Origin of the sequence: Hydrogenophaga sp. 2FB, from assembly GCF_005503365.1 — a bacterium.
GTDB lineage: Bacteria > Pseudomonadota > Gammaproteobacteria > Burkholderiales > Burkholderiaceae_C > Hydrogenophaga.
The window spans coordinates 26021-50049 of record NZ_SCML01000014.1 but is presented as its reverse complement, the minus strand read 5'-3'; the positions used below and the strand labels follow the sequence as shown (position 1 = coordinate 50049).

General features: G+C 65.8%; 19 protein-coding genes. 4 read left to right on the top strand and 15 right to left on the bottom strand.

All coding sequences use genetic code 11. The features are described from left to right. Positions 1–20 precede the first annotated feature (20 nt). The 4 genes from FFS09_RS10530 to scpA are packed head-to-tail and all read right to left on the bottom strand — an operon-like array spanning position 21 to position 6810. Positions 21–2069, bottom strand: coding sequence for an acetyl-CoA carboxylase biotin carboxylase subunit (locus FFS09_RS10530; RefSeq protein WP_137918824.1), 2049 nt, complete (start codon positions 2067–2069; stop codon positions 21–23). Positions 2070–2089: 20 nt separating this feature from the next. Beyond that, the gene (locus tag FFS09_RS10525; protein ID WP_137918823.1) at positions 2090–3622 is read right to left on the bottom strand and encodes an acyl-CoA carboxylase subunit beta; all 1533 of its coding nucleotides are present in this window, start codon (positions 3620–3622) and stop codon (positions 2090–2092) included. Between the two features lie 30 nt (positions 3623–3652). After that, the gene (gene meaB, locus FFS09_RS10520) at positions 3653–4657 is read right to left on the bottom strand and encodes a methylmalonyl Co-A mutase-associated GTPase MeaB (RefSeq protein WP_137918822.1); all 1005 of its coding nucleotides are present in this window, start codon (positions 4655–4657) and stop codon (positions 3653–3655) included. Beyond that, complete coding sequence (gene scpA, locus FFS09_RS10515; protein WP_137918821.1) at positions 4654–6810, bottom strand: methylmalonyl-CoA mutase; 2157 nt, start codon at positions 6808–6810, stop codon at positions 4654–4656. Before scpA ends, meaB begins: the two co-directional genes overlap by 4 nt. Positions 6811–6941: 131 nt before the next feature. Here scpA and FFS09_RS10510 point away from each other — a divergent pair, with 131 nt between their 5' ends. Beyond that, a complete protein-coding gene (locus FFS09_RS10510; RefSeq protein WP_137918820.1) occupies positions 6942–7577 on the top strand; it encodes a GntR family transcriptional regulator in 636 nt (211 codons plus the stop codon). 33 nt (positions 7578–7610) lie between these two features. Here the strand turns inward: FFS09_RS10510 and FFS09_RS10505 are convergent, their stop codons facing one another. The 4 genes from FFS09_RS10505 to dusA form a co-directional block, all read right to left on the bottom strand. Next, positions 7611–9167, bottom strand: coding sequence for a SpoVR family protein (locus FFS09_RS10505; RefSeq protein ID WP_137918819.1), 1557 nt, complete (start codon positions 9165–9167; stop codon positions 7611–7613). Continuing rightward, a complete protein-coding gene (locus FFS09_RS10500) occupies positions 9164–10438 on the bottom strand; it encodes a YeaH/YhbH family protein (RefSeq protein ID WP_137918818.1) in 1275 nt (424 codons plus the stop codon). Before FFS09_RS10500 ends, FFS09_RS10505 begins: the two co-directional genes overlap by 4 nt. A gap of 43 nt (positions 10439–10481) precedes the next feature. Then, complete coding sequence (locus FFS09_RS10495) at positions 10482–12404, bottom strand: PrkA family serine protein kinase (protein WP_137918817.1); 1923 nt, start codon at positions 12402–12404, stop codon at positions 10482–10484. Between the two features lie 140 nt (positions 12405–12544). Next, positions 12545–13621 carry a tRNA dihydrouridine(20/20a) synthase DusA gene (gene dusA / locus FFS09_RS10490; protein ID WP_137918816.1) on the bottom strand — a complete coding sequence of 359 codons (1077 nt, stop codon included), beginning with the start codon at positions 13619–13621 and terminating at the stop codon, positions 12545–12547. A gap of 124 nt (positions 13622–13745) precedes the next feature. Here dusA and FFS09_RS10485 point away from each other — a divergent pair, with 124 nt between their 5' ends. Then, complete coding sequence (locus tag FFS09_RS10485; protein ID WP_137918815.1) at positions 13746–14768, top strand: LysR family transcriptional regulator; 1023 nt, start codon at positions 13746–13748, stop codon at positions 14766–14768. Here FFS09_RS10485 and FFS09_RS10480 read toward each other — a convergent pair. From FFS09_RS10480 to FFS09_RS31680, 3 genes are all read right to left on the bottom strand, one after another. Beyond that, a complete protein-coding gene (locus FFS09_RS10480) occupies positions 14654–15727 on the bottom strand; it encodes an NAD/NADP octopine/nopaline dehydrogenase family protein (RefSeq protein WP_171019964.1) in 1074 nt (357 codons plus the stop codon). The two genes, FFS09_RS10485 and FFS09_RS10480, sit on opposite strands and share 115 nt — an antisense overlap. An 8-nt stretch (positions 15728–15735) precedes the next feature. After that, positions 15736–16713, bottom strand: a complete 978-nt coding sequence (locus FFS09_RS10475; protein ID WP_137918813.1) for a Bug family tripartite tricarboxylate transporter substrate binding protein — start codon at positions 16711–16713, stop codon at positions 15736–15738. An 80-nt stretch (positions 16714–16793) separates the two neighbouring features. Then, entirely contained in the window at positions 16794–17453 is a 660-nt protein-coding gene (locus FFS09_RS31680; RefSeq protein ID WP_137918812.1) for a helix-turn-helix domain-containing protein, read from the bottom strand. 146 nt (positions 17454–17599) lie between these two features. Here FFS09_RS31680 and FFS09_RS10465 point away from each other — a divergent pair, with 146 nt between their 5' ends. Next, positions 17600–18655 (top strand): class I SAM-dependent methyltransferase, encoded by a 1056-nt coding sequence (locus tag FFS09_RS10465; RefSeq protein ID WP_137918811.1) that lies wholly within the window; start codon positions 17600–17602, stop codon positions 18653–18655. A gap of 11 nt (positions 18656–18666) precedes the next feature. After that, positions 18667–18885: a DUF1059 domain-containing protein gene (locus FFS09_RS10460; RefSeq protein ID WP_137918810.1), complete on the top strand. Its 219-nt coding sequence runs from the start codon at positions 18667–18669 to the stop codon at positions 18883–18885. Between the two features lie 101 nt (positions 18886–18986). On the opposite strand, the gene FFS09_RS10455 is transcribed toward FFS09_RS10460, so the two are convergent. The 4 genes from FFS09_RS10455 to FFS09_RS10440 form a co-directional block, all read right to left on the bottom strand. Next, entirely contained in the window at positions 18987–20066 is a 1080-nt protein-coding gene (locus FFS09_RS10455; RefSeq protein ID WP_137918809.1) for a hypothetical protein, read from the bottom strand. A 107-nt stretch (positions 20067–20173) separates the two neighbouring features. Next, positions 20174–21892: a cation:proton antiporter domain-containing protein gene (locus tag FFS09_RS10450; RefSeq protein WP_137918808.1), complete on the bottom strand. Its 1719-nt coding sequence runs from the start codon at positions 21890–21892 to the stop codon at positions 20174–20176. Between the two features lie 129 nt (positions 21893–22021). Continuing rightward, positions 22022–22759: an acetoacetyl-CoA reductase gene (gene phbB, locus FFS09_RS10445; RefSeq protein WP_137918807.1), complete on the bottom strand. Its 738-nt coding sequence runs from the start codon at positions 22757–22759 to the stop codon at positions 22022–22024. Positions 22760–22843: 84 nt separating this feature from the next. Then, positions 22844–24022: an acetyl-CoA C-acetyltransferase gene (locus tag FFS09_RS10440; RefSeq protein WP_137918806.1), complete on the bottom strand. Its 1179-nt coding sequence runs from the start codon at positions 24020–24022 to the stop codon at positions 22844–22846. Positions 24023–24029 lie beyond the last annotated feature (7 nt).

Below are 24029 nucleotides of genomic sequence, written 5' to 3'. Positions count from 1 at the left end.
TCAATGACTCCGTTGAAGCTTCAGCCGAACTCGACGATGGGCTGGTCCACCACCAGCGACTCGCCCTTGCTTGCCAGCACCTTGGACACCACGCCGTCGGCGGCGGCGAACAGCACGTTCTCCATCTTCATCGCCTCGATCACGGCCACGCGCTCGCCCGCCTGTACCTTCTGGCCCAGCTGCACCGCCACGTCCACCAGCAAGCCCGGCATGGGCGAGAGCACGTATTTGCTCATGTCGGCCGGGGCCTTGAAGGGCATGAGCGCGTGCAGCTCGGCCATGCGCGGCGACACCACCATGGTCTCGATGCGCGTGCCGTTGTGCTGCACCACCAGCGCCAGCGGGTTGCGCGGCGTGCCGCGCTCGATCTGCGCCGTGTAGGGCTGGCCGTTGCAGGTCCCGGTCACGCAAATGTCGTTCAGACGCGAGGGGCTGGACATGGCATAACGCTTGCCATCGACCGTCACCATGGCCGAGCCGATCTGGCCCACCACTTCATCGACGTGCACCGCCTTGTAGATGTGCTCGCCGGTGGCGCTGAGCACGATCACCGAGTAGTCGTGGCCCACCTTCACGCCGTAGCCGGGCAACTGCCCCGACAAACCGGCCGCGCGCTCGCGCGACTTGCGCCGCACGAAGGCCGCCAGCGCGACGAGAAAGTCCGGGTCGCTGTGCGGCACGTCTTCGGCGCGGAAGCCCTGGCCATAGTGTTCGGCGATGAAACCAGTGTTGAAATCGCCCGCCACGAACTTCGGGTGTGCCAGCAGCGCCGCCTGGAACGGGATGTTGCTGCTGATGCCGCGGATGACGAAACCGTTGAGCGCCTCGCGCATCTTGGCGATCGCCTCCGTCCGGTCCTTGCCGTGCACGATCAGCTTGGCGATCATGGAGTCGTAGAACATCGGGATCTCGCCGCCGTCCTGCACACCGGTGTCCACGCGCACGCCGAGCAAATCGGCCGTGTTGCCCTGGAACATGGTCTGGGCCGGCGGTGCGAAGCGCACCAGACGGCCCGTGCTGGGCAGGAAGTTGCGGAACGGGTCTTCGGCGTTGATGCGGCACTCGATGGCCCAGCCGTCGCGCTTCACATCGGCCTGCGTCAGCGGCAACTTCTCGCCCGCGGCCACACGGATCATCAGCTCCACCAGGTCCAGACCGGTGATGCATTCCGTCACCGGGTGCTCGACCTGCAGGCGCGTGTTCATTTCGAGGAAGTAGAAATCCTGGTCCTTGCCGACCACGAACTCCACCGTGCCCGCGCTCTGGTACTTCACGGCCTTGGCCAGCGCCACGGCCTGCTCGCCCATGGCCTTGCGCGTGGCGTCGCTGATGAAAGGCGACGGCGCTTCCTCGATCACCTTCTGGTGGCGGCGCTGGATGGAGCACTCGCGTTCGTTCAGGTAGATCACGTTGCCGTGCGAGTCGCCCAGCACCTGGATCTCGATGTGGCGCGGCTCCTGCACGAATTTTTCGATGAAGATGCGGTCGTCGCCAAAGCTGTTGCGCGCCTCGTTGCGGCAGCTGGTGAACCCTTCGAAGGCTTCCTTGTCGTTGAAGGCCACGCGCAGGCCTTTGCCGCCGCCGCCGGCACTGGCCTTGATCATCACCGGGTAACCGATGTCCTTCGCGATCTCCACCGCGCGTTCGGCGGATTCGATGGCGTCGTTCCAGCCCGGGATGGTGTTGACCTTGGCCGCGTTGGCCAGTTTCTTCGAGGCGATCTTGTCGCCCATGGCCGCGATGCTGAAGTGCTTCGGACCGATGAAGGCCATGCCCTCGTCTTCCACGCGCTTGGCGAAGGCTTCGTTTTCCGAGAGGAAACCGTAGCCCGGGTGGATGGCCTGCGCGCCGGTCTTTTTGGCGGCCTCGATGATCTTGTCGGCCACCAGGTACGACTCGCGCGACGGTGCGGGGCCGAGCAGCACGGCCTCGTCGGCCAGTTGCACGTGGCGCGCTTCCTTGTCGGCCTCGGAGTACACCGCCACTGTGGCGATGCCCATCTTCTTGGCGGTAGCAATAACCCGGCAAGCGATCTCACCGCGGTTGGCAATCAGGATTTTGGTAAACATCTTGTTGTTCTCCATGTGGCTCACAGCGGAATGTTGCCGTGCTTGCGCCACGGGTTCTCAAGCTTCTTGTCTTTCAGCATCACCAGGCTGCGGCAGATGCGCTTGCGCGTCTCGTGCGGCAGGATCACGTCGTCGATGAAGCCGCGCGCGCCCGCCACGAAGGGGTTGGCGAAGCGGGCCTTGTACTCGGCCTCGCGCATGGCGAGCTTGGCCGGGTCTTTCTTTTCTTCGCGGAAGATGATTTCCACCGCACCCTTGGCGCCCATCACCGCGATCTCGGCGTTGGGCCAGGCGAAGTTCACATCACCGCGCAGGTGCTTGGAGGCCATCACGTCGTACGCGCCACCGTAGGCCTTGCGCGTGATCACGGTGATCTTGGGCACGGTGCATTCGGCGTACGCGTACAGCAGCTTCGCGCCGTGCTTGATGATGCCGCCGTATTCCTGCGAGGTACCGGGCATGAAGCCGGGCACGTCGACGAAGGTGATCACGGGAATGTTGAAGGCGTCGCAGAAGCGCACAAAGCGCGCGGCCTTGATGGAGCTCTTGATGTCCAGGCAGCCGGCCAGCACCAGCGGCTGGTTGGCCACGATGCCCACGGTCTGGCCGTCCATGCGCGCGAAACCGATCAGGATGTTCTTGGCGTACTCGGGCTGCAGTTCGAAGAAGTCGCCATCGTCGACCGTCTTGACGATGAGTTCCTTCATGTCGTACGGCTTGTTCGGGTTCTCGGGCACCAGGGTGTCCAGGCTGAGTTCCGCGCGGTCGATCGGATCGCCGCTGGGGCGCACCGGGGCTTTTTCGCGGTTGTTGAGCGGCAGGTAGTTGTAGAGCCGGCGCAGCATCAGCAGCGCTTCCACATCGTTCTCGAACGCCAGATCGGCCACACCGCTCTTGGTGGTGTGGGTGATGGCACCGCCCAGTTCTTCGGACGTCACTTCCTCGTGCGTCACGGTCTTCACCACCTCGGGGCCGGTGACGAACATGTAGCTCGAGTCCTTGACCATGAAGATGAAGTCGGTCATGGCCGGCGAGTACACCGCGCCGCCGGCCGAGGGGCCCATGATCATGCTGATCTGCGGCACCACGCCCGATGCCATCACGTTGCGCTGGAACACGTCGGCATAACCGCCGAGCGAGGCCACGCCTTCCTGGATGCGCGCGCCGCCCGAGTCGTTGAGGCCGATCACCGGCGCACCGACCTTCATGGCCTGGTCCATCACCTTGCAGATCTTCTCGGCGTGCGCCTCGGACAGCGCGCCGCCGAAGACGGTGAAGTCCTGGCTGAACACGAACACCAGGCGGCCGTTGATCATGCCGTAGCCGGTGACCACGCCGTCGCCGGGAATCTTGTTGTCCTGCATGCCGAAGTCGGTGCAGCGGTGCTCGACGAACATGTCCCACTCTTCGAAGGTGCCTTCGTCGAGCAGCACGTCGAGCCGCTCGCGCGCGCTCAGCTTGCCTTTGGCATGTTGAGCGGCAATGCGCTTTTCGCCACCACCGAGTCGCGCGGCGGCGCGCTTGCGTTCGAGTTGTTCAAGGATGTCCTGCATGGAGTTTCTCCGGAATTAACAGTCGGTCAATCAATCAAAAAGGTCCAACAGCTGGCGCGCGGCGGTCGACGGCGGCAGCTCCCCCGCGAGCACCCGGCGGGTGGTCTCGTCGAGGTCGGCGCGCACGTGCGGGTGCGCGCGAAAACGTTGCTTCAGGCCCGCGTCGATGCGCTCCCACATCCAGGCGCGGGCCTGGTGCTGGCGGCGCTGGTCGAGTTGGCCATTGTGGGTCTGAACGGTGCGAAAGCGCGAGACTTCGGCCCAGAACGCGTCCACGCCACGGCCATGCAGCGCGCTGAGCTGGATCACCTGCGGGTGCCAGAACGCGTCATTGTGGTGGGCGTGTTCGGGATGGCCGTGCAAGCCGAGCAGGCGCAACGACGAGGTGATCTGCGCGCGGGCGCGTGTGGCGGCGTCGGGGTCGATGTCGGCCTTGTTGATCACGACCAGATCGGCCAGCTCCATCACGCCCTTCTTGATCGCCTGCAGGTCGTCGCCCGCGTTGGGCAGTTGCAGCAGCACGAACATGTCGGTCATGCCGCTCACCGCGGTCTCGCTCTGGCCCACGCCCACGGTTTCGACGATCACGATGTCGTAGCCCGCGGCCTCGCACACCAGCATGGCCTCGCGCGTTTTCTCGGCCACGCCGCCCAGCGTGCCGCTCGAAGGGCTGGGCCGGATGTAGGCGTGGTCGTGCACGGAGAGTTTTTCCATGCGCGTCTTGTCGCCCAGTATCGAACCACCGGAGACGGAAGAAGACGGATCGATGGTGAGCACCGCCACGCGATGGCCCTTGCCGATCAGGTACAGGCCCAAGGCCTCGATGAAGGTGCTCTTTCCCACGCCCGGCACGCCGCTGATGCCCAGGCGCAAGGCGTTGCCGGTGTGCGGCAACAGCGCCGTGAGCAGCTCATCGCCTTGCGCGCGGTGGTCGGCGCGCGTGGATTCGAGCAGCGTGATGGCTTTGGCCATGGCACGGCGTTGCACGGCAGGCTCGCCGCGCACGATGCCATCCAGAAGAACCGGAGGGGTCACCCCTGGGCCTTCCGGATTTGCTCCAGGACATCCTTGGCACTGGCCGGAATCGGCGTGCCCGGACCATAGATGCCCTTCACGCCCGCTTCGTAAAGCATCTCGTAGTCCTGGCGCGGAATGACCCCGCCCACGAACACGATGATGTCGTCCGCGCCTTGCTTCTTCAGCTCGGCAATGATCGCCGGCACCAAGGTCTTGTGGCCCGCCGCGAGCGTGGAGACACCCACGGCATGCACGTCGTTCTCGATCGCCTGGCGCGCGCACTCTTCGGGGGTCTGGAACAGCGGCCCCATGTCCACGTCGAAGCCGAGATCGGCAAAGGCCGTGGCCACCACCTTGGCGCCCCGGTCGTGGCCGTCCTGGCCGAGTTTGCTGATCATCACGCGCGGGCGGCGGCCCTGGTCCTGCGCGAAGGTATCGATCTCGGTCTTGAGGGCTTCCCAGCCCTCGGCGGAATCGTAGGCAGCAGCGTACACACCGGTCACCTTTTGCGTATCGGCGCGGTGGCGCCCGTAAATCTTTTCCAGCGCATCGCTCACCTCGCCCACCGTGGCGCGCAGGCGAACGGCCTGGATCGACAGTTCGAGCAGGTTACCTTCCCCGCTCTCGGCGGCGGCGGTGAGCGCGTCCAGCGCGTCTTGCACCTTCACCGCATCGCGCGTGGCGCGGATCTTTTGCAGGCGGGCAATCTGCCCGTCGCGCACCTTCACGTTGTCGATATCCAGGGTGTCGATCGCGGCTTCGGTGCCGAGCTTGTACTTGTTGACGCCCACGATCACGTCCTTGCCGGAATCGATGCGCGCCTGCTTCTCGGCCGCGGCGGCTTCGATCTTGAGCTTGGCCCAGCCGCTGTCCACCGCCTTGGTCATGCCGCCCATGGCCTCGACCTCTTCGATGATGGCCCAGGCCTTGTCGGCCATGTCCTGCGTGAGGCTCTCCATCATGTAGCTGCCGGCCCAGGGGTCGACCACATTGGTGATGTGCGTCTCTTCCTGAATGATCAGCTGCGTGTTGCGCGCGATGCGCGAGCTGAACTCGGTGGGCAGCGCAATCGCTTCGTCCAGCGCGTTGGTGTGCAGCGACTGCGTGCCACCGAACACGGCGGCCATGGCTTCGATGGTGGTGCGCACCACGTTGTTGTAGGGGTCCTGCTCGGTGAGCGACCAGCCCGAGGTCTGGCAGTGCGTGCGCAACATGAGGCTCTTGGGGTTCTTCGCGTTGAAGCCCTTCATGATGCGCGTCCAGAGCAGGCGCGCCGCGCGCATCTTGGCGATCTCCAGGTAGAAGTTCATACCGATCGCCCAGAAAAACGAGAGGCGGCCGGCGAAGTCGTCCACGTCCATGCCCTTGGCGATCGCGGTCTTCACATACTCCTTGCCATCGGCCAGCGTGAACGCCAGTTCCAGCGCCTGGTTGGCACCGGCTTCCTGCATGTGGTAACCCGAGATCGAGATCGAGTTGAACCTCGGCATGTGCTTCGCCGTGTACTCGATGATGTCGCCGATGATCTTCATCGACGGCTCGGGCGGGAAGATGTACGTGTTGCGAACCATGAACTCCTTGAGGATGTCGTTCTGGATCGTGCCGCTCAGCTTGTCCTGTCCCACACCCTGCTCTTCGGCCGCCACCACGTAGCCCGCCAGCACCGGCAGCACCGCGCCGTTCATGGTCATGGACACGCTCACCTTGTCCAGCGGGATCTGGTCGAACAGGATCTTCATGTCCTCCACGCTGTCGATCGCCACGCCGGCCTTGCCCACGTCGCCGGTGACGCGCGGGTGGTCGCTGTCGTAGCCGCGGTGCGTGGCCAGGTCGAACGCGACCGACACGCCCTGCCCGCCGGCGGCCAAGGCCTTGCGGTAGAAGGCGTTCGATTCCTCGGCGGTGGAGAAACCTGCGTACTGGCGGATCGTCCATGGGCGCACCGCGTACATGGTGGCCTGCGGGCCGCGGATGAAGGGCTCGAAGCCCGGCAAGGTGTTGGTGTGGACCAGCCCGGCCGTATCTTCCGCCGTGTACAGCGGCTTGACGCGAATGCCGTCGGGCGTGATCCAGTCCAGCGCCGACACGTCGCCACCGGGGGCGGACTTGCGGGCGGCCTGGGCCCAGGCTTCCAGGGTGGCGGGGGCGAATTCGGGCTGTTTCTGGCTCATGGCTAAGACTCGGTTGGCGGGATTCAAAAGCGCTCAGAGTTTACATGATTCATAATTATTGATGCAGAATATTCCTGCGGCCGTACAATCCGGCCCTGTCGCTTCCCCCACGGACATTCCCTCTCACATCCATGCCCGCCTTGTCGCTCGCGCCCCGCGCCCTCTATGAAGAAGTTGCAGAGCTGCTGCGCCAGCGCATCTTCCGGCGCGAACTCGAACCCGGCAGCTGGATCGACGAACTCAAGATCGCCGAGGAATACGGCATCAGCCGCACGCCTCTGCGCGAAGCCCTCAAGGTGCTGGCCGCCGAAGGCCTGGTGACGATGAAGATGCGGCGCGGCGCCTACGTCACCGAAGTGTCCGAGAAAGACCTGGCCGATGTCTACCACCTGCTCTCCTTGCTCGAATCGGACGCGGCCGGCGTGGTGGCCGAGCGCGCGAGCGACGAGGAACTGGCCAGTCTGCAGGCGCTGCACAACGAGCTGGAAGCAGCCGTGGCCGACCGCGACCGCTTCTTCGCGTTGAACGAGCAATTCCACATGCGCGTGCTCGAACTCGCGCGCAACCGCTGGCGCGAGCAGATGGTGGCCGACCTGCGCAAGGTGATGAAGCTCAACCGGCACAACTCGCTGCTCAAGAGTGGTCGCGTTGAAGAGTCGCTGGCGGAACACCGCGCCATCGTCGCCGCCCTCGTTCAGCGCAACCCCGCGCTCACGGTGCAGCGCATGCAGGAGCACTTCCAGAGCGGGCTCGAAGCCGCGGCCTGATCCGGCCCTGGCACCCCTGCAGGAGTGCCGCGCTCAATGGCGCGGCGGCTCCGCCTCCCACTGCTGCACCGCCTTGCCGTGGCGGTCGACACTCTCCAGCCGCACCTTGAACCCCCAGAGGCGCGCGACGTGCTTGAGCACCTCCGTGGCCTCGTCGTTCAACGGCCTGCCGTGCTGGCGGGTGTGCCGCAGGGTCAGAGAGCGGTCGCCCCGGACGTCCACGCTCCAGACCTGGATGTTGGGTTCACGCTCGTTGAGGTCGTGTTGGCGCGACAGCGCATCGCGCACCCGCCGGTAGCCGGCTTCGTCGTGGATCGCGGCGACCTCCAGTTCCGCCTTCTGCGCATCGTCCACAACGTCGAACAGCCGCATGTCGCGGATCAGACGGGGTGAGAGGAACTGCCCGATGAAGCTTTCGTCGCGGTAGTGCCGCATCGCGTGATCGACCGTCTTGAGCCAGGGAGAACCGGCGATGTCGGGAAACCACTGCCGGTCCTCCGGTGTGGGCGCCTCGCAAATGCGCTTGAGATCGGTGAACATGGCAAAGCCCAGCGCATAGGGGTTGATGCCGTTGTAGCCGGGGTGCGTCACCGGCGGCTGGAAGACCACGTTGGTGTGCGAGCGCAGGAACTCGATCATGAACCCATCGCTCAGCCGCCCCTGGTCGTACAGCGTGTTGAGCAGCGTGTGGTGCCAGAAACAGGCCCAGCCCTCGTTCATGACCTGGGTCTGGCGCTGCGGGTAGAAATACTGCGCCACCTTGCGCACGATGCGCACCACTTCACGCTGCCAGGGCTCCAGCAAGGGGGCATGCTTTTCGATGAAGTACAGCAGGTTTTCCTCTGGCTCGGGTGGAAAACGGCGGTTGCTCTTCTCCGCGGGCGGGTCGCTCGAGCGGGGCAGGGTGCGCCACAGGTCATTGACCTGCTGCTGGAGGTACGCTTCGCGCTCCTTGCGACGGACCTCCTCTTCCGCCAGCGACGGCTTCTGCGAACGGCGGTAACGGTCCACGCCCTGCCCCATCAAGGCATGACACGAATCCAGCAACTCCTCGACCGCCTGCATGCCATGCAATTCCTCGCACTCGGCCACGAAGTTGCGCGCATAGACCAGGTAGTCGACGATGGACTCGGCATCGGTCCACATGCGAAACAGGTAGTTGCCCTTGAAGAACGAGTTGTGTCCATAACACGCGTGCGCCATCACCAGCGCCTGCATCGTCAGCGTGTTCTCCTCCATCAGATAGGCGATGCAGGGGTCGGAATTGATCACGATCTCGTACGCCAGTCCCATCTGGCCACGCCGGTAGTTTTTCTCCACGGCAATGAACTGCTTGCCGAACGACCAGTGCCGGTAGCTCACCGGCATGCCGGCCGAGGCATACGCGGCGATCATCTGCTCGGCCGTGATCACCTCCAGTTGCACCGGATACGTGTCCAGGCCGAAATCTTGGGCCACACGGGCGATCTCCGCGTGGTATGTCTCGATCAGTTCAAAGGTCCAGTCCGAGGGGCAAGGCAACAGCGGCCCGCGTGGCGAACGGGGTTCGCTCCCGCGGGCCGCGACCGGGTTGGCATCGTCGCGGTTCATGAGGCTCCCGTCTTCGCGAACAGCTCGCGAAACACCAGGTAGATGTCCGAGGCGTTGGTGATCCTGCTCATCGCGAGCTTCGGCTCCGTCTCCTTGACCTGGGCGTATTCCTCCCAGAGGCTCTGCTCCTCGCCGGCCACCTGCACGTAGGCGAAGTAGCGCACCAGCGGCAACAGCTTGTCGGTCAGCAGTTCAGCGCACCGCGCCGAATCGTCGTACCAGTTCTCGCCGTCCGAGGCCTGGGCGCCGTAGATGTTCCAGTCGCTGCTCGGGTAGCGGGCCTCGATGATTTCGTGCATCAGCGTGAGCGCGCTGGACACCACGGTGCCCCCGCTCTCCGTGGCCTCGAAGAACTCCGTCTCGCTCACCTCGGCGGCCTGCGTATGGTGGCGGATGAAGATGACATCGGTCTTCTCGTAGTGCCGCATCAGGAACAGGTAGAGCAGGATGAAGAACCGCTTGGCGATGTCCTTTCGCGCCTCGTCCATCGAACCCGACACGTCCATCAGGCAGAACATCACCGCCTTGGAGGTGGGCAGCGGAACGCGCACCCGGTTGCGGAAACGCAGGTCCAGCGGATCGAGGAAGGGAATGCGGCGCACCTTGCGCTTCAGTGCCTCGACGCGCTCCTGCAGCGCTCGAAGCACCGTGCGCGGCGTGTCCGCGCTGCGCTCGGCGTGCACCAGTTCCTCCTGCAACGCACGGAGTTGCCGGTGCGGCTCGCCCCCCATGGCAATGCGCCGACCGAGCGCGGTGCGCAGCGATCGCACGATGTGCAGGCTGGCCGGGTTGCCCGAAGAAACGAAGCCCGTGCGCTGTGTTCGCCACTCCGGCGCGTCGGGAAGCAGTTGCGTGCGCACCAGGTGCGGCAGGGCCAGGTCGTCGAAAAAGACCTGCATGAATTCCTCGCGCGTGATGCGGAAGACGAAGTCATCTTCGCCGCTGCCATCCGGGCTGCCATTGTTTCCCGTGCCGCCGCCACCACCGCCGCCCCGGGGCCGTGAAATGCGGTCTCCCTGCACGTACTCGCGGTTGCCGGGATGCACCGACTCCCGCACGCCGCCCTGGCCATGCCCGAAGACGGGCTCCGACACATCGTGCCGAGGCAGCGTGATGTCTTCGCTCTGCTCGATATCGCGGATGCTGCGCCCCGAGACCGCCTTGCGCACCGCATCGCGGATCTGCTCACGGTAGCGGCGAAGGAAACGCTCCCGGTTGCCGATCGACTTGTTCTTTCCCGAAAGACGGCGATCAACGATCTGCTGCAGCATGATGCCCTGCCTTGTGGATGTCAGGTGGCGCCGACGCAGGCGCTCAAGAACTCTTTCGAACGCGCAGGTACCAGTCGCACAGCAGGCGAACCTGGCGTGTGGTGTAGCCTTTGTCCACCATGCGGTTGACGAAGTCCTCGTGCTTTTTCTGCTCGTCGGCGCTGGCCTTGGCATTGAAGGAGATCACCGGCAGCAGGTCCTCGGTGTTGGAGAACATCTTCTTCTCGATCACGGCGCGCAGCTTCTCGTAGCTCGTCCACGCCGGGTTCTTGCCCGCGTTGTTGGCCCGCGCGCGCAACACGAAATTGACGATCTCGTTGCGGAAATCCTTCGGGTTGCTGATGCCCGCGGGCTTTTCGATCTTCTCCAGTTCGGCGTTGAGAGACGACCGGTCGAAGATCTCGCCGGTGTCGGTGTCGCGGTACTCCTGGTCCTGGATCCAGAAGTCCGCATAGGTCACGTAGCGGTCGAAGATGTTCTGGCCATACTCGGAATACGACTCCAGGTACGCGGTCTGAATTTCCTTGCCGATGAACTCGGCATAGCGCACCGCCAGCGTTTCCTTGATGAAGGCCAGGTACTTCTGCTCCAGCTCGGCGGCGAACTGCTCGCGCTCGATCTGTTGTTCCAGCACGTACATCAGGTGCACCGGGTTGGCCGCGACCTCGGTGCTGTCAAAGTTGAACACCCGGGAAAGGATCTTGAAGGCAAAGCGGGTGGAAATGCCGCTCATGCCTTCGTCCACGCCGGCATAGTCGCGGTACTCCTGGTAGCTCTTGGCCTTCGGATCGGTGTCCTTGAGGTTTTCGCCGTCGTACACCTGGAGCTTGCTGAAGATGCTGGAATTCTCCGGCTCCTTCAGGCGCGTGTACACCGCAAACTGCGCCAGCATTTTCAGCGTACCGGGCGCGCAGATGGCCTGCGCCAGCGACGAGTTGCGGATCAGCTTTTCGTAGATCCGGATTTCCTCGGACACCCGCAGGCAATAGGGCACCTTGACGATATAGATGCGGTCCAGGAACGCCTCGTTGTTCTTGTTGTTGCGAAAGGCTTTCCACTCGCTCTCGTTGGAGTGCGCCATGACGATGCCGTCGAACGGTATCGCGCCGAAACCCTCCGTGCCCTTGAAGTTGCCCTCCTGGGTCGCCGTGAGCAAGGGGTGCAACACCTTGATGGGCGCCTTGAACATTTCAACGAACTCCAGCAGGCCCTGGTTGGCCAGGCACAACCCGCCCGAATAACTGTAGGCGTCCGGGTCGTCTTGCGCAAACGTGTCGAGCCTGCGAATATCGATCTTGCCCACCAGCGACGAAATGTCCTGGTTGTTCTCGTCGCCCGGCTCGGTCTTGGCAATGGCGCACTGCCGCAAGACCGAGGGGTAACGCTTGACAACGCGGAAGCGGCGGATGTCGCCACCATACTCGTCCAGCCGCTTGACGGCCCAGGGCGACATCACGCGCTCCAGGTAACGCGGCGCGATGCCGTACTGCGACTGGAGCACCTCGCCATCTTCCACCGGGTTGAACAGGCCCAGCGGCGATTCGTTGACCGGCGAGTCCTTCAGCGCATAGAACGGCACACCCTGCATGAGATGCTTGAGGCGCTCGGCGATCGACGACTTGCCACCGCCCACCGGACCGAGCAGATAGAGGATCTGCTTCTTCTCCTCCAGCCCCTGGGCACCGTGCCGGAAATAGGACACGACCTGCTCGATCGGCTCCTCAAGCCCGTAGAAATCCCGGAACGCCGGGTAGATCTTGATGACCTTGTTGCCGAAAATGCGTGAGAGACGCTGATCGTGGCGGGTGTCCAGCAGCTCCGGCTCACCGATCGCCACCAGCATGCGCTCGGCTGCCGTGGCGTAGACCAGAGGGTCCCGCTTGCAAGCCTCCAGGTACTCTTCGATCGACAGCTCGTCTTCACGCGTCTGCTCATACCGAGACAGGAAATGGCGGACCGCATCCATACAACCTCCTTCTGGAGCGGTGGCAGGCTACGCAAGCCCGACATCTGCTCCTCTGTTGAGATGAGCCTCCACGATACGCCGTTCGGCCCGTTTGTGCTCGACCTCTCGCACACGACCGTTGTGCGGATCGCACGTGCTCGTCAGAGGATGGTTGCGTGAGAAAAGTTCTGACGCAATGAACCTTGCGGATTTTCGAGCTCGGTGCCCTCACCTTCAGGCTGCGCGTGTGCCTGCGCCATCGCCCAAACTTCGCGCGGTGGCAAGGGCTTCAAGCGGTGGTCGCTCCAGATCTGGCGCCAACGGCGCGCGCCCCGCAGTCCGTGGCGCAAGCCCAGCATGTGGCGCGCAATCGCGTACCAGGGACAGCCGTCTTCCAGGAAGGCGCGCTCCATGTACGCCACCATCTGCTCTTCCACTGCTTCGCGCGTCAGCGTGGACGGCGCTGCACCGAAGAAAGCCTCGTCCCAGCTCGTGAGCACCCAGGGGTTGTGGTACGCCTCGCGGCCCACCATCACACCGTCCACGTGTTGCAGGTGCTCGGCGATCTGCTCGTTGGTGGTGAAGCCACCATTGATGCCGAAGGTGAGTTGCGGAAAGTCGAGCTTGAGGCGGTGCGCGAGTTCGTAGCGCAGCGGCGGAATCTCGCGGTTCTCCTTGGGCGAGAGGCCGTCCAGCCAGGCATTGCGCGCGTGCACCATGAACACCTCGCACCCGGCCTCGCTCACGGTGCCGACGAAGTCGCGCACGAAGTCGTAGCTCTCCACGCGGTCGATGCCCACGCGGTGCTTCACCGTCACCGGGATCGACACCGCATCGCGCATGGCCTTCACGCCATCGGCCACGGTCTGCGGTTCGGCCATCAGGCAGGCGCCGAACGCGCCGCGCTGCACGCGGTCGCTGGGGCAACCGCAGTTGAGGTTGATCTCGTCGTAACCCCATTGTTCGCCCAGGCGCGCGGCCTGCGCCAGCTCGGTGGGGTCGCTGCCGCCCAGCTGCAGCGCCACGGGGTGCTCTTCGGCGTTGAAACGCAGGTGGCGCTGCACGCTGCCGTGCGTGAGCGCACCGGTGGTGACCATCTCGGTGTAGAGCAGCGTGCGCCTGGAGAGCAGCCGATGCAGGTAGCGGCAATGCCTGTCGGTCCAGTCCATCATGGGAGCCACGCTGACCCGCCAGGGTGAATAGGCCCCAGGGGGCTGTTGATTTTCCGGTGTGTTCATCGCTCTTCATTTTCTCAGAGTCGCGCGCTGAGGGCATGTGGCGGGAATTCGACCACAGGATGACGCCCTGTACGATGCCCACTCCCATGAGCCCGGACTTGAACACATCGACGCAAGCCACCGCATGAGAAACCCGTCACAGCGGCTCATGGCCGCCCTGCGCTTTCGCCAGCTGGAGTTGCTCGGCACGCTGGCCGACACCGGCAACATGCGCGCCGCGGCGCAACGGCTGCACATGACCACGGCCGCCGTCAGCAAGGGCCTGAAGGATGTGGAAGCGTTGTTCGAGCAGCAGCTCTTTCACCGCCTGCCGCGTGGCGTGGTGCCGACCACGGCAGGCACCCTGGTGGTGCAGCGAGGGCGCGTGCTGCTGGCCGAGATGGAGCAGTTGTCCGACGAGCTGGCCGCGCCCCTGCGGCCCCTGCAGGAACGCTTGAAGATCGGCGCGACGCCGTTTCTCGTGTGGACAGTGTTGCCGGGCATCCTGGCCGCGCTGCAAGCCCAGGGCCAGTTGCCGGGCGCGCTGCTCTTTGAAGGACGGCTGGCCGACATCGCGCGCCAGCTCGAAGCGGGCGAGGTGGACGTGCTGATCACCATGGATACGCCCTCGGAGCTGGGCAGCCTGTCGGCGCAGGGTTTCACCATCGACCACATCGGGCTGGAGCAGTGGCGCGTGGTCTGCGCGCCCCAGCATGCGCTCGCCGCGCAATGCAGCGTCCAGGGCGCACCCCTGCGCTGGGCCCAGGTGGCGCAGGAACGCTGGATCCTGCCGCCACGCCCGACCAACTCGCGCATGATGCTGGAGCACACGCTGCGCGGGCATGGTCTGCCCGCGCTCATCCCGCACATCGAAACCATGAACGCGATCAGCCACCTGGCGCTGGCCGAGCAGAACCTGGGCCTCACGCTGGCGGCCCAATGCACGCTGACCGAACGGCTGGCACGCGGCAGCCTGGTGGAGTTGCCGATGGAGGACCTGCCGCCGCCCGTGGCGATCGCCATGGTCTACCGGCGCAGCGGCAGCACCTCGGCTCAGCTCACCGCGCTGGCCGAGGCGGCGCAACGCGCCAGCAACGCCGCCGCATCGGCGCGGGCGATGTCCAAGGCGTCGAGCAGGAAGTTGTCGGCGCGGAAGTCGCGCCCGTAGGTCACCGCCAGCAATGTGAGGCAGGCCGACAGCACCGGCGTGCGCACGCCCGCAGCGCGGCCCAGCGCCTCCAGAAAAGCCAGTCCGAACGGCGCGTCTTCCAGCACGTAGCGGTGCTGCAGCGACGCCGGCCCGTTCGGGCTCATGCCGTTGTGCGTGATCGCGGCGGCCATCGTGTGCAGCGGCCCTTCCGGCACATGGTAGGAGCGCGCGTAATGCTGCCGCAGCGACGGCAGCGCCAGCCCGAAGCCCTGCGCCACCGCGCGGCGCTCCACGTCGAGCGCTTCGGCCATGCGGCTCACCACCTCGGTGAAGTGGCCAAACAGCGACCAGGCCTCGCCGGCCTCCATGCGCGTCAGGTTCGGAATGACCTCCGCCGCGTGCGCGATCGGGTTGATGTTGGCCAGCGTGGGCGCGAGCAGGTTGTCGGCCGCGACGAAGCGCTCGCCGAACAACTGCTCGCACGCTTGCTGTGCCTGTGCGGGTTCCATGGGTCCCACGGTGGCCATGTCGATGTGGCCGCGCAGCGGGTTGATGTGCAGGCTGCCGTCCGGCTGGAAATGCGTGGTGGTGAGCGTCGTGCCCCAACCCGTGGCCTGCACACCCGGGGCGGCAGCGGCGATCCACAGCGGCGCGAGCGACAAGGCGCCGCTCACGATCACGTGTTGGTCACTGCGCCAACCGGCGTTCAGCGGCCCGAGCACGCTGGCGTACGCGTCCGCCGGCAGGCACACCAGCACCACCGGGAAATCGGCCAGGTGCGCCGGCGAAGCCAACCACTCGACGTCGATCTCGCCGGTGACCGCACCGGTGCACACGAAGCTCGCGCGGTCTGCGTGGCGCCGCAGCCGACTCCCGGTGGGCGACCACAGCGCGGGCGCGTGGCCCGCTTGCACGAGGAAGGCGGCGGCCGCGCAGCCGACCGGCCCCGCGCCCACGATGGCGATGCGCGAAGTCATGCGGCCCATCAGTCCAGCGACAGCTTGCGTTCGCTGATCAGACGGCCCCACTTCGCGAGGCCTTCCGTCACGTCCTTGTCCAGTTCCGCCGGTCCGCTGGCCGCCAGTTCGATGCCCTGCTGGCTCAGCTTGCTCTTGAGTTCGTCGTTCGTCTGCACGCTGCGCACCGCGTCATACAGCTTCGCCACGATTGCGGGCGGCGTGCCGGCCGGCGCGAACAGCGCGAACTTGGTGGCCGATTCGAAGCGCGGCACGCCCGCTTCTTCGACCGTGGGCACCTGCGGCAGTAGCGGGCTGCGCGTGCTGCCCGACACCGCCACCGCCTTCAAGCGGCCGGCGCGGATCAAGGGCATGGCCACGCCGATGTCGACGAAGCCCAGGTCGACTTCACCGGACGCCACCGCCAGCGTGGCCGGTCCGCCGCCCTTGTACGGAATGTGGGTGATGGAGGTGCGGGTCAGGTCCTTGAACAGTTCGCTGGCCAGGTGGCTGGTGGCGCCGTTGCCGCCCGACGAGTAGTTCAAGCGGCCCGGTTGTTGTTTCGCGAGTTCGATCACGCCCTTGACGCCTTGCACGTTGAGCGTGGGCCTGACGGTAAGGATCAGCGGGCTGGCGCCCACCAGCGCGATCGGGGCCAGCGCGTCAGGTCCGTACGGCAGCGGCTTGATCAGGTGCGGCGCGATCGCGTAGGTGCTATTGGTGGCCAGGATCAGCGTGTAGCCATCGGGTTTCGCGCGGCCTACTTCGCCGTGCGCGATGGTGCCGGAGGCGCCCGGGCGGTTGTCCACCACCACGGCCTGGTCCAGTTGCCTGGCCATGTGCGCGGCCAGCTGGCGCGCCAGGATGTCGGTGGCGCCGCCGGCCGTCCAGCCGACGACCAGCTTGATGGTCTGGTTCGGGTAGCCCGCCGTCTGCGCGAAGGCGGCCGGTGCGGTGCCCACCGCGATCGCGGCCAGGCCCGCTGCCCACACATGTTTCAGTTTCATCGCCCACCTCTGGAAGTTTCGTTGGAGGCGAGTCTAGGCAGCGGTGCGCACCGCCGCCAGCGAAGCATTTTCAAGAGGTCTTAACCGGGGGTGAACGCATGCACCGGATCGGTGCCGCCCTCGGTGCGCTCGGCCAGGACGCGCATCACCGCTGCCGTGCGCGTTTCCACGCCAAGCTTCATGTAGATGTGCTCCAGGTGCTTGTGCACGGTGCGCGGGCTGATGGACAGCAGCGCGGCAATATCCGCATCGGTCTTGCCACAGGCCAGCCATTGCAGCACGTCGCGCTCGCGCAGCGTGAGCCCGCGGGACGCGGGGTCGGGCAGCGGGGGCGCCTGCGCTTGCGCGGACGCGCCACCCGCTTCATGCGCCGCGGCGCGGCGGGCATGGCCGTACAGAAACGCAAGATGAGGCCGCAGCAGTTCGAGCCGCTCGCGATCGCGCTCGCCGAAATCCAGCTTGCTGCGGTTCAGGACGATGGCCACCAGGGTGTTGGCGTCCAGGTACAGCGGCAAGGCAATCGCGTGCTCGTGCCCGATGCACGCGTCCTCCTCTGTCCCCGCCTGGCGCTGGCCGTTTCGCAGGTCGCAGACCGACAGCGTCGCGAACTCGGAGGCCACATAACCATTGAGCGCCACCACCGCGGCGCGCGCGAACGCGTCGACATCGTCGGCCTGCGACTCGATGCGCCCCAGCAGCCGCAGGGCGGCGGCGTAGTCATGGCGAGTGAGATGGTTCATCGCGCGACCTGTCTGGACTGTGCATACGCATTGCTGCGTATTGGCCCCTTGCCAGAGTGGTCAGACGATACCGAGTTCGGGCGCCGGCAGCCCGTTCAGTATAGGCACTCACCCGCACCAGCGCCATCGGCGCGAAGGAGCACATCATGGCCATCAACGAAGACAAACTGAACGAGTTCATGGGGCGGTTCGTCGCCGACATCGGCGCCGTGATGCACGCCGCGACGGTGGCGGTCGGCGACCAGTTGGGCCTCTACAAGGCCCTGGCCGAAGGACCCAGCACCGCCGAGGCCTTGGCCAAACGCACGGAAACGGACGCGCGCTACCTGCGCGAATGGTTGTCCGCCCAAGCCGCCAGCGGCTATGTGCAATACGACCCCAAAACCCAGCAGTTTTCGATGACCGAGGAACAGGCCTTTGCGCTCGCGCAGGAAGGCAGCCCGGCCTTCATCGCGGGCGCGTTTCAGATTGCGGTCGCGCAATTCAAGGCCATCCCCAAGATGGTCCAGGCGATGCGCACGGGGCTCGGGCTGGGTTGGCACGAACACGACCCCGCCCTCTTCCTGGGCACCGAACGCTTCTTCCGCCCGGGCTATGCGGCCAACCTGGTCAGCCAGTGGATTCCCGCGCTCACCGGCGTGGAAAAGGCACTCCAGCGTGGCGTTCGTGTGGCCGACGTGGGCTGCGGCCACGGCTCGTCGACCATTCTGATGGCGCAGGCCTATCCGGCCTCCACCTTCACCGGGTTCGACTACCACGCGCCGTCGATCGAACGGGCCCGCGCCTCTGCCGCGGCGGCGGGCCTGGACGGACGTGCCCGCTTTGAAGTCGCCAGCGCCAAGGACTACCCGGGGAACGACTACGACATGGTGGCGATGTTCGATTGCCTGCACGACATGGGCGACCCGGTCGGGGCCTCGGCGCACGTCAAGCAAAGCCTCAAACCCGACGGCACCTGGCTGATCGTCGAACCCTTTGCCAACGACCGGCTGGAAGACAACCTCAACCCGGTCGGGCGTGTGTTCTATTCCGCCTCCACCTTCATCTGCACCCCCGCCTCCAGGTCGCAGGAAGTGGGCTTGTGCCTGGGCGCACAAGCTGGCGAGGAGCGGATGCGCAAGGTCGTGACCGAGGGCGGGTTCTCCCAGTTCCGGCGCGCCGCGCAGACGCCCTTCAACCTGGTCTATGAGGCACGTCCTTGAAAGGAAACACCATGACACGCCAATACATCGATTGCCGCGAGTTCCCCAGCACCATGAACTGCAGCGTCGCCCTCAGCGCGGATTCACCCAAGGAATTGCTGGAGGCGGCCGTCCAGCACGCCGTCGCGGTGCACGGCCACGAGGACACCCCCGAACTGCGCCACCAGTTGGCCAAGATGTTCAAGCTGGGCACACCACCCGTCACCATGCCGAGCGCCAAGGCGGCCTGACCTCGCCGTCAGGTCAGCAGCGCGATCAGGATGATGATGGGAATGGGAACGCCGAGAAAAAACAGCAGCAAGGAACGCATGGGGTTCTCCTTTGAAGGGGGTCAGGCGGCGTCGCGCTGGCGTCCACCGAACGTGGCGGCCAGACTGGCCACGAAGGCGCCGATCAACAGCGAGACGAACAACCAGAGCGCACCCTTGGCGGAGGCTTTGCGTGCCTTGTCGGCCGCTTCGCGCGCCGTCGCATCCGCTTCACGCGCCTGGATCTGGACGCGGGCGAAAGCCTCGGTCACACGCTTTTGCGCATCGGGCACGCTCAGCCCGGTGCGCGCGGCCACTTGCTGGCCCAGGTAGGCGGCGTCGTCCGCGGGCAGCGCGCCATTCCTGAGCGCGTTGAGGAAGATGCCCGTGGCTTCGGCGGCCGATGCCTCGGGTGATGGCGCGGGAGCGGGCAATGGCGTGGGCGAAACCGCTGGCGTTGGCACGGGCACGGTCGCGGGGTCTGACGAAGTCGAAGGAGAGGGCGAAGTCGACGAAGGGGCCGGGGGCGTGGTGGCACCCTGCCCGGTGCTGCCGGTGCTGCCGGTGGTGGGCGCGGTGGCACTGCCGCGGAACAGCGCGTGGATGAAGTAAGCCATGTCGTCCTTCCCATCGTCCCCGGCCTTGTCCGCCACTTGCGCGGCCACGCGGCTTGCCGCTGCGCCCCCACCGGCTGCGGCAGTCGCACCGGCCTGCACGCCGCCACCCACGATGGAGGCGATCACCGAGGTCAGCAGCGCGGCCGTGGCCAGCGACGCCACCGCCCAGGCCAGGAAGCCGTGCGCGGTGTCGCGGAAGTACACCTCGTCGGGCTGCGTGTCGGCCCAGCGCGAGCGAAGCCGCCCCGCGAGATAACCGCCCAGTCCCGAGGCCGCCAGTTGCGTGAACGTGATCCAGAGAATGGTCGATGCACCGAAGGCGGTAGCGCTGATGCCTTGCCGCGTCCATGGCGACACCGAGGACAGGCCCAGGCCGGTGCCGAGGATCAACAGAATGAGAGACAGGGCCGCGGCACCGGCAGCACCCGCAAAAATGGCCGGCCACGACACGGCGTGCCGGTATTGCGGCCGGGCACTGCGGTAGTCGTTCTCGTCGATGACACGGCGCGCGTGATCAGCGGCGGCGGGCGAATACGTCTGAACCATGGTGCATCTCCTGATGTGGTGTCAGGATCATGGAATGCACACCCGTGCCGGCGTGTCGGACAGAGGCGCAATGCCGTGTAGGAACGGCGTTCGCGGAAAAAGGCGGCTCAGGCCGCCGAGCGCGTGGCCGCGTGCGACCCCCGCGAGTGCTCGAGCACGTAGCGCGTCATCGACTGGGCCAGCTCTTCTTCCCCCAGAAACACCTTGCCCGCCACTTCCTTCTCCAGCAGCGTGGCCTCTTCCTCGCTGTGGGTGCGCACCACCGTCAGGATCTCGGGGTTGAGGGTGCGCGCCGTCGCGATCATCTGCCGCACGTTGAGGGTGTCGGGCGTGGCAATCACCAGCATGCCCGCGCGCGCGATGTGGGCCTGGATCAGCACGGCCGGGTCGGCCGCGTCACCGAACACCGCCGCCACGCCCTTCTCGCGCAAGCGCTCCACGATGTCGCGGTTCTCTTCGGCCACCACGTAGGGCAGATGCTGTTCTTCGAGTGCGGCAGCAATGCGCCGCCCCACCCGCCCGTAGCCCACCAGCACCACCTGGCGCGAGAGGAATTTTTCGTGCGTGGTCGTGGGCAGCTCGGCCAATGGGTCGTCGCGTTGCTCCAGCTTGCGGGCGAAGTCGGAGTTCTTGCGCAGCCATTCCTGCAAGGGGTTGATGGCCTTGAACCACAGCGGGTTGGTGGCGATGGAGATGAGCGCACCGGCCAGCACCAGGCTTTGCCCCTCGGGTGGCAGCAGGCCGAGCGATGCGCCCAGGCCCACCAGGATGAACGAGAACTCGCCGATCTGCGCCAGGCTGGCCGACACGGTGAGGGCCGTGTTGAGCGGGTAGCGCATGGCCACCACCAGCGCGGCCGCGGCCACCGACTTGCCCACGATGATGATCAGCACCACGCCCAGCACCTGCAGCGGCCGCTCGATCAGCACCGCCGGGTTGAACAGCATGCCCACCGAGACGAAGAACAACACCGCGAACGCATCGCGCAGCGGCAAGGACTCTTCGGCCGCACGGTGGCTGAACTCGGACTCGCGCAGCACCATGCCGGCGAAGAACGCGCCCAGCGCGAACGACACACCGAACAGCGCGGCCGAGGCGAACGCGATGCTCACCGCCGCCGCGACCACGCACAGCGTGAACAGCTCGCGCGAGCCGGTGCGCGTGACCTGCCAGAGCAGCCAGGGAAACACGCGCCGCCCCACCACCAGCATCAGTGCCACGAAGCCGCCCACCTGCAGCAAGGTATAGCCCAGCGTGCGCCAGATCGAATCCAGATCACCGTCCGACCCCGTGCCGCCAAGAAAACCCGCCAACGGCGGCAGCAGCACGAGCACCAGCACCATGGCCAGGTCTTCCACCACCAGCCAGCCCACCGCGATGCGGCCGGTGAACGAATCCAGAATGCCCAGGCTCTCCAGCGCGCGCAGCAGCACCACCGTACTGGCCACCGAGAGCGAGATGCCGAACACCAGCGCCGAGCCAAAACTCCAGCCCCACCACCACATCGCCAGCCCCAGGCCCATGAGCGTGGCCACGGCCATCTGCACCACCGCGCCGGGCAGCGCGATCTTGCGCACCGAGAGCAGGTCGTCGAGCGAAAAATGCAGGCCCACGCCGAACATCAGCAGCATCACGCCGATCTCGGCCAGTTGCGCGGCGATGCCCGCGTCGGCCACGAAGCCCGGCGTGAACGGGCCAATGATCACCCCCGCCAGCAGATACCCCACCAACGCCGGCAAGCGCACCTTGGCCGCGAGAAAGCCGAGGATCAGTGCCAGACCCAGCCCCGCCGCAATGGTGTTGATCAGTGAAACGCTGTGCGGCATGGGCCGAAAACTCCTTGTCGCAAAGGGTGGGTGGGGGATGCGGTCGAATTTACACCAGCACCTTGTGCAAAACGGACACGCAACAAAAAACCCGCCGAAGCGGGTTTGAGGGTGTGAGGCGGGACGCCTTCAACCCATGTGCAGGCCGCCGTTGACGGAGAAGTCAGCGCCGGTGGCGTAACCGCCCTCTTCACTCGCCAGCCACGCGATGATGGACGCGATTTCGCTCGGCTCGCCCAGGCGCTTGACCGGCACGGTGGCCACGATCTTCTCCAGCACGTCAGGGCGGATCGCCTTGACCATGTCGGTGCCGATGTAGCCCGGGCTCACGGTGTTCACCGTCACGCCCTTGGTGGCCAGTTCCTGCGCCAGCGCCATGGAGAAGCCGTGCATGCCCGCCTTGGCCGCCGAGTAGTTGGTCTGTCCGGCCTGGCCCTTCTCACCGTTGACCGACGAGATGTTGACGATGCGGCCCCAGCCCTTTTCCACCATGTCGGCCACGACCTGCTTGGTCACGTTGAACATGGAGTTGAGGTTGGTTTCGATCACCGCGTCCCAGTCGTCGCGCGACATCTTCAGGAACATGCGATCGCGCGTGATGCCGGCGTTGTTCACCAGCACGTCGATGGTGCCGTGCTCGGCCTTGGTTTTGGTGAAGGCTTCGACGGTGGAGTCCCAGTCGCCGACATTGCCGACCGAGGCGTGGAACGTGTAGCCCTCCGCCTTCTGCTCGTCGAGCCATTTCTTGAAGTCACGTGTGGGGCCACAGCCCGCAATGACGGTGAAGCCTTCCTTGTGCAGGCGTTGGCAGATGGCCGTGCCGATGCCACCCATGCCACCCGTGACGTACGCGACCTTTTTGCTCATTCAGTGTGCTCCTAATGCCTTTTTGGCGATGTGGGAGCCGGAAGGCCCTCCCCTCCGGCAGTCCGTTTCCATTTAACCGTGCAATCAGCGTTCGACCGCGAGGGAAACCCCCATGCCGCCACCAATGCACAGCGCTGCGAGACCCTTTTTGGCATCGCGGCGTTGCATTTCGTGCAGCAGGGTCACGAGGATGCGGCAGCCGGATGCACCGATGGGGTGGCCGATGGCGATCGCGCCACCGTTGACGTTGACCCGCGCCGGGTCGATGTCGAGTGCCTTGTTGACCGCGCACGCTTGTGCGGCGAAAGCTTCGTTGAGTTCGAACAGGTCCACGTCGCTGGCCTTCCAGCCCGCGCGCGCCAGCGCCTTCTTCGATGCGGGCACGGGGCCCATGCCCATGGTGGCCGGGTCCAGGCCGCTGGTGCCGAAGGCGGCGATGCGCGCCAGGGGTTTGAGGCCGAGCGCTGCAGCCTTCTTCGCCGTCATCACCACCACGCCGGCCGCGCCGTCGTTGATGCCCGAGGCGTTGCCCGCCGTCACCGAGCCGGCCTTGTCGAACGCGGGGCGCAGACCCGCCAGCGCTTCGGCGCTGGTTTTCTTGTTGATGAACTCGTCGGCGTCGAACACGACCGGGTCGCCCTTGCGCTGCGGAATGCTCACGCCGACGATTTCGTCCTTGAACTTGCCGGCGTCTTGCGCGGCGCTGGCCTTCTGCTGGCTGCCCAGCGCGAGCGCGTCCTGCGCGTCGCGGCTGATGCCGTGTTCCTTGGCCACGTTCTCGGCGGTGATGCCCATGTGGTACTGGTTGTACACGTCCCACAGGCCATCGACGATCATGGTGTCGGTCATCTTCCAGTCGCCCATGCGCTGGCCGTCGCGGCTGCCGTTGAGCACGTGCGGCGAGGCGCTCATGTTTTCCTGGCCACCGGCGATCACGATCTCGCTGTCGCCCCAGGCCACGGCCTGCGCGGCCAGCATCACGGCCTTGAGACCGGAGCCGCACACGGCGTTGATGGTGAGCGCCGGCGTTTCCTTGGCCACGCCGGCTTTCATCATGGCCTGGCGCGCGGGGTTCTGGCCCACGCCGGCCGCCAGCACCTGGCCCATGATCACTTCACCAATGGCATCGGCCGGCAGGCCGCTGCGCTCCAGCAGTGCCTTGATGACGATGCTGCCCAACTCGGTGGCCGGGGTCTTGGCGAGCGAGCCGCCGAACTTGCCCACTGCGGTGCGGGCGGCTGAAACGATGACGATGTCTTCCATGCAATGT

Coding starts and splice junctions, on each gene's coding strand:
- scpA (WP_137918821.1), bottom strand. CDS start 6,810: ATGAGCCAGAAACAGCCCGAATTCGCCCCCGCCACCCTGGAAGCCTGG.
- FFS09_RS10505 (WP_137918819.1), bottom strand. CDS start 9,167: ATGAACCGCGACGATGCCAACCCGGTCGCGGCCCGCGGGAGCGAACCC.
- FFS09_RS10440 (WP_137918806.1), bottom strand. CDS start 24,022: ATGGAAGACATCGTCATCGTTTCAGCCGCCCGCACCGCAGTGGGCAAG.
- FFS09_RS10450 (WP_137918808.1), bottom strand. CDS start 21,892: ATGCCGCACAGCGTTTCACTGATCAACACCATTGCGGCGGGGCTGGGT.
- dusA (WP_137918816.1), bottom strand. CDS start 13,621: ATGAACACACCGGAAAATCAACAGCCCCCTGGGGCCTATTCACCCTGG.
- FFS09_RS10525 (WP_137918823.1), bottom strand. CDS start 3,622: ATGCAGGACATCCTTGAACAACTCGAACGCAAGCGCGCCGCCGCGCGA.
- FFS09_RS10510 (WP_137918820.1), top strand. CDS start 6,942: ATGCCCGCCTTGTCGCTCGCGCCCCGCGCCCTCTATGAAGAAGTTGCA.
- FFS09_RS10530 (WP_137918824.1), bottom strand. CDS start 2,069: ATGTTTACCAAAATCCTGATTGCCAACCGCGGTGAGATCGCTTGCCGG.
- FFS09_RS10455 (WP_137918809.1), bottom strand. CDS start 20,066: ATGGTTCAGACGTATTCGCCCGCCGCCGCTGATCACGCGCGCCGTGTC.
- FFS09_RS10495 (WP_137918817.1), bottom strand. CDS start 12,404: ATGGATGCGGTCCGCCATTTCCTGTCTCGGTATGAGCAGACGCGTGAA.
- FFS09_RS10475 (WP_137918813.1), bottom strand. CDS start 16,713: ATGAAACTGAAACATGTGTGGGCAGCGGGCCTGGCCGCGATCGCGGTG.
- FFS09_RS31680 (WP_137918812.1), bottom strand. CDS start 17,453: ATGAACCATCTCACTCGCCATGACTACGCCGCCGCCCTGCGGCTGCTG.
- FFS09_RS10500 (WP_137918818.1), bottom strand. CDS start 10,438: ATGCTGCAGCAGATCGTTGATCGCCGTCTTTCGGGAAAGAACAAGTCG.
- FFS09_RS10465 (WP_137918811.1), top strand. CDS start 17,600: ATGGCCATCAACGAAGACAAACTGAACGAGTTCATGGGGCGGTTCGTC.
- phbB (WP_137918807.1), bottom strand. CDS start 22,759: ATGAGCAAAAAGGTCGCGTACGTCACGGGTGGCATGGGTGGCATCGGC.
- FFS09_RS10460 (WP_137918810.1), top strand. CDS start 18,667: ATGACACGCCAATACATCGATTGCCGCGAGTTCCCCAGCACCATGAAC.
- FFS09_RS10485 (WP_137918815.1), top strand. CDS start 13,746: ATGAGAAACCCGTCACAGCGGCTCATGGCCGCCCTGCGCTTTCGCCAG.
- FFS09_RS10480 (WP_171019964.1), bottom strand. CDS start 15,727: ATGACTTCGCGCATCGCCATCGTGGGCGCGGGGCCGGTCGGCTGCGCG.